11 protein-coding genes are annotated in these 13,903 nt (G+C 40.8%); 6 read left to right on the top strand and 5 right to left on the bottom strand.

Annotation, left to right across the window (positions count from 1 at the left end; all coding sequences use genetic code 11):
* Positions 1-937: 937 nt before the first annotated feature.
* Together CDG76_RS17425 and CDG76_RS17420 are read left to right on the top strand one after the other, a co-directional pair.
* The gene (locus CDG76_RS17425; RefSeq protein ID WP_334900201.1) at positions 938-1,576 is read left to right on the top strand and encodes a GNAT family N-acetyltransferase; all 639 of its coding nucleotides are present in this window, start codon (positions 938-940) and stop codon (positions 1,574-1,576) included.
* Between the two features lie 894 nt (positions 1,577-2,470).
* Positions 2,471-3,025, top strand: a complete 555-nt coding sequence (locus CDG76_RS17420) for a hypothetical protein (RefSeq protein ID WP_094350226.1) — start codon at positions 2,471-2,473, stop codon at positions 3,023-3,025.
* 8 nt (positions 3,026-3,033) lie between these two features.
* On the opposite strand, the gene CDG76_RS17415 is transcribed toward CDG76_RS17420, so the two are convergent.
* From CDG76_RS17415 to gor, 3 genes are all read right to left on the bottom strand, one after another.
* Positions 3,034-4,182, bottom strand: coding sequence for a histidinol-phosphate transaminase (locus tag CDG76_RS17415; protein WP_190240901.1), 1,149 nt, complete (start codon positions 4,180-4,182; stop codon positions 3,034-3,036).
* 112 nt (positions 4,183-4,294) lie between these two features.
* Positions 4,295-4,930, bottom strand: a complete 636-nt coding sequence (locus CDG76_RS17410) for a YqiA/YcfP family alpha/beta fold hydrolase (RefSeq protein WP_094350521.1) — start codon at positions 4,928-4,930, stop codon at positions 4,295-4,297.
* A 112-nt stretch (positions 4,931-5,042) separates the two neighbouring features.
* Positions 5,043-6,419, bottom strand: coding sequence for a glutathione-disulfide reductase (gene gor, locus CDG76_RS17405; RefSeq protein WP_094350224.1), 1,377 nt, complete (start codon positions 6,417-6,419; stop codon positions 5,043-5,045).
* A gap of 274 nt (positions 6,420-6,693) precedes the next feature.
* Between gor and CDG76_RS37380 the strand changes: the two genes are divergently transcribed.
* A complete protein-coding gene (locus tag CDG76_RS37380) occupies positions 6,694-7,080 on the top strand; it encodes a hypothetical protein (protein WP_190240879.1) in 387 nt (128 codons plus the stop codon).
* Here the strand turns inward: CDG76_RS37380 and CDG76_RS17395 are convergent.
* Positions 7,048-7,971, bottom strand: a complete 924-nt coding sequence (locus tag CDG76_RS17395) for a FecR domain-containing protein (RefSeq protein ID WP_094350223.1) — start codon at positions 7,969-7,971, stop codon at positions 7,048-7,050. The genes CDG76_RS37380 and CDG76_RS17395 overlap by 33 nt on opposite strands.
* 659 nt (positions 7,972-8,630) lie before the next feature.
* Here CDG76_RS17395 and CDG76_RS17390 point away from each other — a divergent pair.
* Complete coding sequence (locus CDG76_RS17390) at positions 8,631-9,947, top strand: hypothetical protein (RefSeq protein WP_442946377.1); 1,317 nt, start codon at positions 8,631-8,633, stop codon at positions 9,945-9,947.
* A gap of 170 nt (positions 9,948-10,117) precedes the next feature.
* Here CDG76_RS17390 and CDG76_RS17385 read toward each other — a convergent pair whose 3' ends face one another.
* A complete protein-coding gene (locus CDG76_RS17385) occupies positions 10,118-10,963 on the bottom strand; it encodes a sulfurtransferase (RefSeq protein ID WP_094350222.1) in 846 nt (281 codons plus the stop codon).
* Between the two features lie 26 nt (positions 10,964-10,989).
* On the opposite strand from CDG76_RS17385, the gene CDG76_RS17380 reads away from it, so the two are divergent.
* Positions 10,990-11,913 (top strand): tRNA (5-methylaminomethyl-2-thiouridine)(34)-methyltransferase MnmD, encoded by a 924-nt coding sequence (locus tag CDG76_RS17380; protein ID WP_094350221.1) that lies wholly within the window; start codon positions 10,990-10,992, stop codon positions 11,911-11,913.
* A 499-nt stretch (positions 11,914-12,412) separates the two neighbouring features.
* The gene (locus CDG76_RS17375; RefSeq protein ID WP_094350220.1) at positions 12,413-13,657 is read left to right on the top strand and encodes a response regulator; all 1,245 of its coding nucleotides are present in this window, start codon (positions 12,413-12,415) and stop codon (positions 13,655-13,657) included.
* The last annotated feature ends 246 nt before the right edge of the window (positions 13,658-13,903 follow it).

Here is a 13,903-nt window from a genome sequence, read left to right as displayed (position 1 = left end):
TAGGGCTGTTTGGCTACATGACTGCTGAGTGTAGGAGCGTTTGCTCACAGAAATTCGTCTCAATTGCTTGTGCCGATTACCGTTTGCGTTGGTGCAGTGTAATTGCTTTCATTGTCAGTTTTAGTGTTACAGAGTCGACGCTTACTTGCCAAATCTTTTTTCACCTCCTGTGAGCAATGTCTGATAATACATACAGCGCTCATAGCCAGCTGAAAAATCCAGATAAAGCTGCATACTAAGTTTTCCCTCCACAGCTGTTGTAATAACACTTGCAGGTAAATTTTATTTATGGTAGTCATGGTAGAGTCAGTGAAATTAAAACAATAAGATTTAAAGCCAAAGTATACTATTAGACAAATACCTCTTTCTAATTTAGCAATCAGAACTATCATTAAGACAAGTGGTAGTGGTTGAGGAGTTAGAGATTAGGGATTAGGGAACCTTACAGATTCTTGTCGCAGTACCTGTACAGCCTATTTAGATGACTTAGTAGCAAAGTAGTATCAGTGTAGCGGTAACTGCAAAAAACAAGTTCAGTAGTGTAACCAAGGGTGGTTTAAAACCAGAGTTTGCCAATAGTGTACTTACTTAACAATTTTGGAGATGCTGCTTACAGACAAGTTATGCTATTCCTCTGCCCACTCGCTCAAAGCTCTATCACTTTACAGATGTTTTTGTGGCAATCAGTTTCATATTCTGCCTACCCAAAACAAGGGATGCAATGAATATACTGAATTTAAGGTTATAGATTTATGAAGTTGTAACTCCTAATACTCTTTCAAAAATACAGGTTATAAAACTCCAAATTAAAGTGTAAAAATTTGTTTAATCTACAAGCAAAAGCGAATTAGCAATATTGGTTCAGTTAAATCTCCTGGGCAACTCTATAAAGTTCTGATTTAGTTTTAATCTTGTTTTAGGATATTTGAGAAAATTTTTGTTGAATAAAATCAATACTAAACTAGCCTTGAAATATCGGTTTTTTCATCCATACCACCAACAGCCAATCGATCCAGCTTCCTGCCAATTCCAAATTCGTACAGCTACACCTGCTGATTTGATTGGTGTTGCCCAAATTATTACTGAAAGCTTTCACTCCCACAAGGGTATATGGGGATGGGCTTTTCCGTTGCTACGTCTGGGTATTTACGAAGACTTAAGGCATCGAATGGCATCACCTGCGCCCCGTCATCTTTGCTTAGTTGCCCTTGAAGCTACTACTGGTGAGGCTAATAACTTAGTAGGAAGTGTGGAAATGGGTGTACGCTACAGTAGTGATTCATGGAGCCAAGTTGGTGTAGGTTTTCCTTACTTATCTAATTTAGCGGTTCACCCAAAATACCGTAGACATGGTGTGGCTTCAGGATTACTTACTAGCTGTGAAAAAGTCTCTCGCGAGTGGGGATTTCAAGACTTATATCTTCATGTTTTAGAAAATAACCATCAAGCACGACAGCTTTATTTCAAGCTGGGATATCGAGTGCATAAGGTCGAATCTAATTGGAATACATTTCTTCTAAGACGCTCAAGCCAGATGTTATTGCACAAGCACCTGAGTGCTGATTCCATTATCTGAGTTTTGTTTTGGCAATTGTCAAGTTTTGTATTCTGTTCCAATTAATTCGATAAAATCTGTAATTCATAGCGGCAATCAAACACAAACTAAGCTAAACCACCTCTACCTTGAGAACCATAGTTATTTTGACTTAGAGAAAGCTCAAAACTCAAGCCAGGATTAAATAATATACTCTTATTAAGAACTCTAGGTTTTCAAATGAACGGGGTTTAATTAGAAATTTAGCCAATATTAGCTAAATATCCATATAAATCCGCTTTGATTTCGATGACTGACTTGGTTTAGCAGGCAAGAGCTAACGATAAAGAAGGCTCTTTGAGTTATACCGAGTTTTTTCACGCAATCAAATAAGAGTCCTAGAAATTAAAACTAAAACATATTTGTTAATTTACTCGCTTCGTAAATAGTTTTTGATAATTTTTTCTCAAAAGAATATTTGATTTAAACTTTTTACAAAAAATCTCCTCGTCCCTATAAACAAATTATCTTTTTAGTAAATATTTTTAATATTAAAAAATGTTAAATTTAGCTTTTGGGATTTATGGTTAGCAAATTTTTGAAAGCATTCAATATAGATGAAAATGGACTATAATGGGAAGATAGGTTAAATCGCGTTCAAAAAAATCATTACTTCCTCATAAGAACTTTGTAATTAATATATTCATCTTTATAAAAACTTTAAGAAAACACTCGTATAGTTTACAGACAAATCTAGTTATATCTCATAAAATATAATCACTCAATTACTAAAACAACGCCTATATATTGCTATTTTTAGTTGGATTGACCAGAAAGGTCTTGATAATAAAAGAATTCAAAAACTTGATTTGACATAACAGCTAGTTCCGTTTTGAAGTGCATACTACAACAACATTCATTAAAAGTTTAAAAAACATGGATAGCGAACAGCATCGACGCTATCAGACCTCTATGGTATCAACTTATTACCCTGAAACTACTTTCCTTGACTCTGTTGTCATGTCAGACGGAACTGAGCAATCACAAAGCTCGGATATCCTTACACGTTTGCACAGTGGAGAAGTTTTCATCGTCAATAGTCGTAGGCGAAATGGATTAATACTCTTTAAACGCTACCATGCAGAGTTTGCTGGGCCTGGGGCTGCTGTGGGTGGGGATTACGATTGTGATTGCCAAAAGGCACTGCCCATAGGTAATCTTTCTTTATTAACTCCTGAATCTAATGAAGAACGCCAGAAAGCCTACTTGATTAGGCGACAGTGGATTCGATTGATCAAACAAATTACAGAAAATCCACTGCCTGGGCAGCGAGTCCAGAAGATTCTCGATCAATTTGAACAATACTTTCCACCAGAAATAGTGGCTCTTTTACCGGATGTTGCCTTTGCTCTTTTAGTAGGTGTGCTGCCACAAACAGTAGGAGTAGTACGCCGTTTGGGCAGTGAGGTAAATAGCAGGTTTAATTATTGAGTAAATTGCTAAGATGACAAATTTGCCAAAGCAGCTTTTACTCGATTAACGGTGCGGGCGTTTTCTTCTATCGTTCCGACAGTAATTCGTAATCCTCCACTAATGTGCCGTACAAGAGTGCCGAGTGTTCTAAGTTTCTGGTGGAAAGTTTTTAAAGCAGCTTCTTGTGAATTAAAAGCATTTGGTTTAAGACGTAGGTAAATAAAGTTGGCAGCACTTGGAGTAATTTGTAGTTCTGGTTGCTGGGATAAAAATTCGATGAGTTTGGCTCGTTCACTCAGGGTTTGGGGAATTGATTTCAGCAAGAGTGTACGATTTTGTAAACCAACTAAGGCAGCTGCTAGGGAAAAGCTGGGGAGATTGTAGGGTAAGCGAACTTTTTCTAAAATGGCGATCGCTTCGGGATGAGCAATGCAATAACCAATACGGAGAGATGCCAATCGGAAAGCTTTAGAAAAAGTGCGTAATATCACCCAATTAGGATGCTGTGCTAATTCACCTACTAGGGTAGTTTGGCTGAATTCAAAGTAAGCTTCATCAATTACTACCAAGATATGCTGTGGCAAACTTCTTAACCATGTCAACTCTGCCGCAGTTAAGCTGTTAGCAGTCGGTGAATTGGGATGTACTACGAAAACTACTCGAATGGGGGGATTTTGAGTTTGTTCGATCGCAGACTGTGCAGCGCTAATGTCAATTTCAAAATTTGTTTCATTTCTCCCCACCGCCACTACAGGAATGCCCAAAGTTTGCGCCAAAATCCCGTACATCGAGAAAGTAGGATTGGAAACCAGAATTGAGCCTTCTCCTCCTAGACAGGTGGCGATTAATAAAGAGCGGATTAGTTCATCTGAACCATTACCAACAGAAATATTGGCAGCAGTAAATAAGGATGATGAGAGGGCGGCTGACTGATTAACGTACTGTGCGATCGCATCCTTAAGTGTTTCATGTCCGCCATCAGGATAACGATTTGTTTCAATTACTTGCTGATAAGTCCACGCCAGCTTCTCTTTTAACTCAGGTGGTAAATCGTAAGGGCTTTCATTTGTATCTAGCCGATCGAACTGTGTGGCGACAGAATCGGCTGTATCGCTGCTAGGATGAGGTTTATAGGCGGTGAATTGGGCTAAATCTGACCGGATGAAGGGAAGCATAGTTTTAGTCATTAGTCATTAGTCATTGGTCATTAGTCATTGGTCATTAGTAACTAACAAAGGACAAATGACTCAGAATATTCGTTATGTGTGAGTTTAATATTTTACAGCTTTAAGGTAATTGGCAAAAGAGGTGAATTGCCTGCCAAATTTCTTCCATAACATTACCCAAGGCGTGATCGCTGTCGAGCTCGATTACCTGCACCCAAGGACGAAAACGCGCAAAGTCACGACTAGCTTCGATAGGAATGACTTCATCCTTTTTGCCGTGCAAAATTAGCGTGGATATAGGACGTTGCAAAAGTTTTTCTTGGTATTGGGCAGCATCTATGACGAAATCGTAACTTAAAGGAATTAATCGCTCTTCCCCGTAGTGGTAGACCATGATAGATTTTTCTTGCTGCCAACGCTGTACTTCTTCATCTCCTAGCTTAGGCAACCAATGGGATAAAAATCCAAAAGCTGGTGCTAGCAAAACTAAGCGTTGCACTTGTAAATTTTGCTGTCCCAAGTGGGCGGCAGTTAAACCACCCAAACTTGAGCCAATCAGCGTTACTGGTGTAGAATCATTGTTTAATTCTGCGGCAACTTGAGCGATCTGACGAGTGATTGTCAACTGGGAAAAATCGCCTGCATTGAGATCGGGAATTTTCAGCTTTGTGTGAATTTGGGTAAAGCGATCGCTTATATCCTGCGCTTTGGCAGATTTAGGGCTAGAAGCAAATCCGTGAAGATATATGTAGTCCAAAGTTGTCAATAGTTAGGAGTTAAAAATTATTGAGTGTTGATAAATAAAGATTTATCAATTATTGTGGCTCACTTATAATTCATAACTCACAACTGCTCACTCCTAAGTTTTATTAGCGCATTGTGACAAATTCCTCTGCGGCTGAGGGATGGACACCCACAGTAGCATCAAAGTCTTTTTTGGTTGCGCCCATCTTGACTGCGATCGCTACACCTTGGATAATCTCAGCGGCACTTTCACCTACCATGTGAGCGCCTAGAACTTTGTCGGTGTTGCCATCAACCACCAACTTCATCATTGTCTTCTCTTGCTTACCAGTCAAACTGTGGTACATGGGGCGGAAGCGAGTGCGAAAAATTTTGACGGCATCACCAAGTTTTTCCCGTGCTTCGGCTTCTGTCCAGCCGACTGTTGCGGCTTCTGGGCTAGAAAATATGGCTGTGGGCACAGTTTCGTGACTGAATTCGCGGCGATTATTCCCAAATTCGCTATCGGCAAAGGCGCGACCTTCGCCAATGGCCACGGGAGTTAAATTGATTCGGTCGGTGACATCGCCAACAGCAAAAATATTCGGTTGACTAGTTTGACTATATTCATTGACTGCGATCGCACTTGTGGTAGGGTATCCAGGCCCTTCGATAGAACTAGCCACAATATCAACCCCAGCGTTTTCTAAACCTAATCCATCTACATTGGGGGTTCGACCGGTCGCTACTAAAAACGCGTCGGCAATTAGTGGTTCTTGGTCATCCCCTGATAAAGTCAGTTTCAACCCTTCTGGGACACGTTCAATTGCTTTCACCACATTATTCTTAATCAAGCGAATTCCGTGGTTCGTCATACCCTCTTCAATTTCTATACGGACATCTTCATCAAAACCATTTAAAATCTTTTCACCTCTGGTAATTTGTGTCACTTTAGAACCCAAACCGCGCATAATACAAGCAAATTCCGTGCCGATATAACCAGCGCCAATAATGACGATGTGTTTTGGTTGTTCTTTTAGATGAAAGATTTCGTTAGAGGTAATGCCATGTTCCATCCCTGGTAAATCTGGCTTTACAGGACGCCCACCAACAGCAATTAAAATTTTGTCTGCTGTAATTTTACGTCCATCAACTTCTACAGTGTGGGGATCTACCAATGTGGCGCGACCAGAAATTAGTGCCACTCCAGCTTTTTCTAAGAAGTTGATATGTAGCTGCGACAGCCGCCGAACTTCCTTATCTATAGATGTAATGAAATATTCCCAGTCAAATTCAGCATTACCTATTTTCCAGCCATAGCCTGAAGCGTCACTGAACAGTTCGGGAAAGTGAGAGCCATAGACCATGAGTTTTTTGGGAACGCAACCGCGAATCACACAAGTGCCACCAACTAAATCATATTCAGCGATCGCCACTTTTGCGCCGTAGCTAGCCGCTCGTTTGGAAGCCGCCAAACCTCCAGAACCCGCACCAATTACAAACAGGTCGTAATCAAAAGTCATAAGTTTATGTTCTCTTTAGCAACAAGTGAGTTCCTGGGAACTTACACACAGAAAGTGATTGAACTATATAAGGATATCCGGTGAACGCTGTGTAAGTCCTGTCCTTGATTTAATCTAGCGTTAGCAGATGCTATCTGGTCGTAGGGAATATCACTTTTTGCTTTGGCGGCTTGTAAAGGCAGTAGTTAACAGTTGTATAGTTCTGCCCCTAGTCGAGCATAAGTCTGTGCTATCGCATTGGAGCAGCTAAATTCCACAGGACTTACGTAAAATTATGATAAAACGTACTGCCTTCGACGTTCGCAGAGCATTTTTTACCCCCATTAGCAATTTTTATGTACTTGGAGAGTCAGTTGGGGTTACAGGTGTTGGATCTGTTGGGGTTACGGGTGTTGGGTCAGTTGGGGTTACGGGTGTTGGATCTGTTGAGGTTACAGGTGTGACAGATCCAACACCCGTAACGCCGATAGATCCAACGCCCGTAACACCAACACCTGTAACCTCGACAGATCCAACACCCGTAACGCCGATAGATCCAACGCCCGTAACACCAACACCTGTAACCTCGACAGATCCAACACCCGTAACGCCGATAGATCCAACGCCCGTAACACCAACACCTGTAACCTCAACAGATCCAGACGGGTTTTGGATCTGTTGAGGTTACGGGTTTTGGATCTGTTGAGGTTACGGGTTTTGGATCTGTTGAGGTTACGGGTTTTGGATCTGTTGAGGTTACGGGTTTTGGATCTGTTGAGGTTACGGGTGTTGGATCTGTTGAGGTTACGGGTGTTGGATCTGTTGGGCTATTAGGACGAGTTAGCTGCATTTCCTCGCCTTTTATTGGTGGCTGTGCTTCCAAAGCCGCAGCAGTTTCAGCTTGAACACTGGTGATTGCAGGATCGTTTGTAGGCACAGGACTCTGCCTGTTCAAATCAAGTTCCCGAACCATCTGGCTCGTTTCATAAAAATTTCTGAGATCAAAATCATATAACCTCTGAAATTCGCCTTTAACTATAATCACCATTTGCCCTGCTTCCAACACCTGAGTTTGAGAAGCTTTCTTGTTAGAAACTTCAATACCGCTATTTGTCAGCGCACCTACAATCGTAGTGTCTGTTTGTTGGTCGTAGCGTACAAATAATGCTGAACCACGAATTGCTGCTGCTGCATTTGGTGTTTGTATACGTGTTTGCCCCTTTCCTGGTGGGATGAGCAACAACACAGTCCCGTTTGTCAGTTTAAAGTCACGAGTCTTCGGCAAAAATTGAAATAACGCCTGTTCTCCAACTCGTGCCAAAGAGCCATCATTAAAACGCAAATCTGCTAGAGAAGCTCGGCCAGTTGACAGCCCGTCCCCAGGAGTCATTGCATCTAATTTGCGTGCAGCACGTTTCTTCAATTTATCTTTGGGTATTAGTTGTACGATGTTGCGGAGGTTCTGAATCTCTGCTCGCGTTAGAGGAGTTATAGCACTTACCCGATTTGGCAAAGGCAGTACTATCAGTCCCCATAAACCAATCACCAATAATGGAAACGATTTATAAAACATAGTTTGAGAAATTTTGAGCTTCAACTAATATCATAAAAATTAAATTTTAAGCTAATGCTAATTGTTGTAAGGGGTTTTTTAGGTAAATTAGTTTAAATTTTAATTTAGATTTAATGCATAAAATAATAATAAATAAAACAAATGGCTAATATTTGATTGTTTGAAAAAACTCAGCATACATCTATTACTTTTTTTCGTGTCCACATATTCCTTATCTATGCAAGCAAGTTCATCAATAAAATTGGATTCCTATATGTATTTAATTGATTTAAGTTTTCCTTCAGAAAATGAAATTGTATGCAATAAAGTCTGTGGGAGATTGAAAAGTTAGTATTTGATAGAAAAAATTAAACGAGAAGTACCTTACATATAATCCTTTATAATCACTTCAGGCAGAGGATCATTAATTATGGGGGACAATAACTTGCTAAGATTTGTTGTGAAATTACCCACTGGCTGTATTTCACTAAAATTTAAGCAGGAATTTTATCGGAGCATCTCAGTTTTACAAAAAAAATCTGGGCAAAATCCGAAAAGAAGCAATTTTAGTTTGTAGTTTCAGTATATACCTACAAAGCTAAAATAGATGCAATCAACTGTATCTTTGTAGTCGGAACTTCCGATACAGCTTGTGGGTCTACATTTGCCAAACGCAATCAATGCGATCTAACCAGATGCGACTCAAGAACTGGAAAAATTTGTTTTTTTGTATTTTGTTAACGTCCAGTGGTGGAAACTGGTGTTGCATTAGAGTAGATGCGGCAGAATCTACAATTACAGATGTTTTGCATACTAGTAATTTAGCAACTACACAGCTAACTCATGAGCAGTTATGTCATAAGTTGCAGCAAAAAGCAATTAATTCTTTGTGCAAGCTGTCGAGTGAGTCACATACTTTAGACTCTCGAATGCCGTTAAATCTGGCACAGCAAACACCAGAAACGACTCAAATCCCAGATCAAACCGAAGAACCTATAGATACTCAAAAGCAAAATGACCCGCCACAGCTAGAATCGCAGCCAAATAATTTGCCCATATCTCCTTCAGACTCAAAGGAGCAACTATTAAATTTACCTGAGACAGAGTATTCTCAAAGGCGAGAGAGGTTGATAGAGCTGCTACGATCGCCAAAACAACCGTTTGAATCTGATAGCGATCGCGAATTGGGGTTGCGGGTGCGGTTACGACCCCTAGAACAACAGCTACCACCACCCACAGAACAACCCGTACCTCAGTTTAAACCTATTGGCTATCTACAAGGACGTGTCGGCTACTTCCAGACGAGTAACATATTTTCCTCAAATGATAGTCCCATAGAAGATGGTTTAATTATTTCTGGACTGACACTAGCCTCTACATATTTCCCTTTGGGATCTAAGACTTTTGTAAATGGCTCAATTGATGGCAATCTGATTCGTTATATAAATCAGTCAGAATATCATTACAATCAGGTGAGATTCAATCTCGGTATTTACCAGCAGCTATCCCAACGAATGTTTGGAGAAATCAGTTGGAGCAATCAACATTTATTTTATGCCAACAACAGTGATCGCTTCGATAGCTTCAAAGCAGGCGATCGCTTTTTAAATGAAAATTCCCTACAACTGTCTTTGGGACGCCGAGATCCCTTAACTTCAAGATTAACCCTAAATAGCTACTACGAATTAAGTGTAAATTTTGCCGATCCCCAAAGTCGTAATCGGATAATCAATTCCTTTTGGGTGTCTCTGAACTACTACTTACAAAAGCCTCTCCAAGTTGGTATTGACTACCAAATGAATTTATCAGACTTTACACAGCGCGATCGAGAAGACGAATTTTATCGGATATTCGGACACTTAAATTACCGAATATCCGATACCATTTATATGAATGTCCAGGCTGGAGTAAGTTTAGGTAGTTCAACCGCCGAAAACATTGATTTTGATGGTTGGTTCTTCAGTATTAATTATGGTTTGCAATTAGGTAAGTTTTGAAATTTGTCCTTTGTCATTAGTCATTTGTCCTTTGTGATTTATCCTTTATTAAAAACTAATGACCAATACTTCTCTACGAGAGGCTGCGCCAACGGCTTCTCTTCGAGACGCTACGCGTAGCTTGCTTCCCCAGAGGGGTATGCTCAGTACAAGTGACCAATGACTAATGACTATAAATAGGAAATCCAATCACTCCAGCTACCAGCATAAAGTTTACCCTTGCTAATACCAGCTAATTCTAAAGAAAGTAAATTTACACAAGCAGTAACCCCAGAACCGCAATATACGAATATTTCTTCAGGTGTTTCTAGCTTTTCCCACCGACGGCGTTGTTCTTCTGGAGGGAGTAAGTAGCCGGAAGAGTCTGTAACTTCTTGCCAGGGATAGTTGACTGCACCGGGAATATGTCCGGCAATTCGATCGATTGGCTCTCGTTCGCCTCGGTAGCGATCGCTCTCTCTTGAATCTACCAATACTACCTCGTGGCTATCTTTCCGGCTTTTCACCGCTGTAATATCTACCACCTTTTCTGTTTGTACTTGAGAGACAAACGTACCCATTCGGGGGGAAGGAATAACATCTGTAACAGAATACCCAGCTTTTTGCCATCCAGCCAAGCCGCCATCCAATACTGCTATTTGCTCATGTCCTAGATAGCGCAACAGCCACCATAAACGAGCTGCAAAGGCAAAGCGCGAATCATCATAAGCTACAACTAAACTTTTTTGATAATTTACCCCAATCGCTGCCAATTTGTTAGCTATATCATTAGGGTTAGGTAAAGGATGTCTCCCGCCATGCTTACCCACTGGACTGGAAAGATCCTGATTCAAATCTAAGTAATACGACCCATCTATATGACTTTTTTGATACTGTTGTTGTCCTAGTTGTGGATCGGCTAAAGAAAAGCGACAATCCACAATAACGACTTGCGGATCTTCTAGATGTTCAAACAGCCAAGCTGGCGAAACAACAAATTGGGGACTTGTACTGAGCGAAGCCGAAGTATTGGGCATTAGTCATTATTTAGTTTTTTTATAAGATGTCAGACTTAGAGAATTTTACACCTAAGTTAACAGCAGATGGTTCTTTCACCTTTGTCTCTCAAGAGTTTGGTGAATCCTTTCACAGCCATTATGGAGCTACGCAGGAAAGTTTTTGCAAGTTTGTTGAACCTACTCAACTGGCTACAGCAGCGCAAAAACCGGTCTTGCGACTATTGGATGTTTGTTATGGTCTAGGATATAACACAGCTGCTGCTTTGCAAACAATTTGGGCAGTGAATCCTAGTTGTTGTGTTGAAGTAATCGGTTTAGAACTGAATCCAGCAGTGCCACAAGCGGCGATCGCTCATCAATTATTCGACAATTGGAACTGTAACTATATTGAAATTTTGAAAAAGCTAGCTTTTGAGCATCAAGTACAAACACCTTGCCTGAAAGCGAAGCTACTAATTGGCGATGCTAGAACTACGATCGCGCTAGTACGTCAGTCGGGTTTCTGGGCAGATGCAATTTTCCTCGATCCCTTTTCACCACCACAGTGTCCTCAATTATGGACTGTTGAATTTATTAAACATCTGTCATTGTGTTTACATCCAGATGGTTTATTAGCCACCTATTCTTGTGCTGCTGCTGTACGTATAGCACTTTTGTCTGCTGGCTTGGTTATATATTCTACCCCACCCGTAGGAAGGCGATCGCCTGGTACCGTGGCAACACATTCTCAAAATGCTGAGTCTAAAGACCATTTCCCAATCACTACCCTCTCAGAAGTTGAAAAAGAACACTTGCTAACTCGTGCTGCTATTCCCTATCGCGATCCTCAATTGAGCGATCCAACTGAAGTCATAGTCAGGCGGCGACAACAAGAGCAACAAACCTCTTGTCTAGAACCTGCCTCTCATTGGCGAAAAAGGTGGCTATTGGAAACACAAGGCAGGGATTCTATGGGAACTACTTTGTAGTTTGATTACAATATCATACAATATGCTACGCCTATGGACTGCAAGCCTAATTCAACGAGTTTTTACAAGCCAAATAGCTTATCTATATGTTAGTATTCAATATTACATTCTCTTTAACAGTACTGGAGTATTCCTATAACTGAGTAAAAACATTTATATCTAAATGATTACTATAAAGACTTTAAACTCAAAATCCGATATCTCGATATAAAGCACACAATCATAACGCTTTCTGACGCCACAAGGCGAAAAAATCTCCGTAAAAAACCTGATTTAACATTTGTGAGAATTTATCATACTGGAATTAGAAGCAAAAAATTTGACAACAAGATACACCTTGTTCGTAACATAAAAGATACATGCTGCGAAAAATACCGATCGGCAGCCTGACATCATGCATAATCCATATCGAAACTCTGACTCAGATACAGTCGAATCTTAAATTTTTTTTTAAATCTGACACTGTTAACTAACTTGTGCAAAAACTTGGAGTGCCTTTGTGATTCAATGGAAATCCAACTATACAGGCTTTACAGAAAAAATTGTTAATGGGTCAAACCCCATTAGCACAGTGAAGAGTATGGGTTCAAATCATGCCGTGGAATCGCAAAATGCGGAAGGTTATTCTTTAGGCTTATCTCAAGAAGACCTTATGCTTGAAGATAGGCAAGCAATGTCTTCTTGGATAAAAACTGATGTTAATTGTGATGATGATTCATTGGTCTCTAGAACACTACAAGCCAAAGGTTCTAAAGTGAATGGGTTTGATTTAGATCCGCCGAAGGTTTTAGTTGTTGACGATCATGCCGCCAGTCGGATGACTGCTGTTGCCCTCTTGGGGATGGAAGGATACGAAGTGATTGAGGCGGACAGTGGTTCTATTGTTGTGGGATTGGTAACTCAAAAACAACCAGATTTGATTTTGCTGGATGTCATGATGCCAGGAATGGATGGATTTGAAGTGTGCCAATTGCTTAAACAGGATGAGCAGACTAGGCTAATCCCAGTAATTTTTATTACAGCATTAAATGACAGGCGATCGCGCATTCGGGGAATTGAAGTTGGGGCAGATGATTTTCTCACTAAACCCTTCGATCGGGTGGAACTAGCGGCGCGTGTAAAGTCCTTGGTGCGGCAGAAGCGTCTAAACGAAGATTTAGACCATGCCGAACAAGTACTGTTTTCCATTGCCATGTCTATTGAAAGTCGCGATCCCAATACGGGCAACCATTGCGAACGTCTAGTAAAACGGGGACAAGTTTTTGGTGAATACCTCAACCTCTCCCGCTATCAAATTCGAGATTTGATGTGGGGTGGTTATCTCCACGATATCGGTAAGGTGGGTATTCCCGATGCAGTCCTGCTAAAAAAAGGCAAACTCACCCCCGAAGATTGGCAAATTATGCAGCAGCACGTTTTGATTGGAGAAAAAATCTGCCAACCACTACGGAGTATGCGCGGTGTAATTCCGATTATTCGTCATCACCACGAACGTTGGGATGGCTCAGGCTACCCCGATGGACTCAAGGGGGATGATATTCCTTACCTAGCGCAAGTATTTCAGTTAATTGATATTTACGATGCCCTAACCAGTGAACGACCTTACAAAAGAGCTTTCACTTCAGCAGAAGCACTTTTAGTGATGCAAGAAGAAACTGATTCCGGTTGGCGTAACCCCAAATTAATGCAGCAGTTTGCAGAGTTTATTCGCTCTTGTCAGGAACAAGGGAGGAGTAGGGAATAGGGAGTAATGATTTGTAGCTGCTATGAAGAGTGCTGAGTTCCGAGTTCCTCGGCTTAGAGTTAAAAGACCGCCCACGAACGCGAGTGCGTCTCGCAGAGAGGGGCGGGGCTTTTACCATAGTGCGAAAGTACTGAGTACTCAACTTCAAAACTCAGCACGGGCTAAACCCTAGCTATCTGCTAACAGCACTCAGTACTGAGTATGGTAAAGAACGCTAATTAGTATGATGATAATCTTTGCTTTTTA

The organism is Nostoc sp. 'Peltigera membranacea cyanobiont' 210A, from assembly GCF_002246015.1.
Taxonomy (GTDB): Bacteria; Cyanobacteriota; Cyanobacteriia; order Cyanobacteriales; family Nostocaceae; genus Nostoc.
This window is presented reverse-complemented; position numbering and strand designations above follow the sequence as displayed.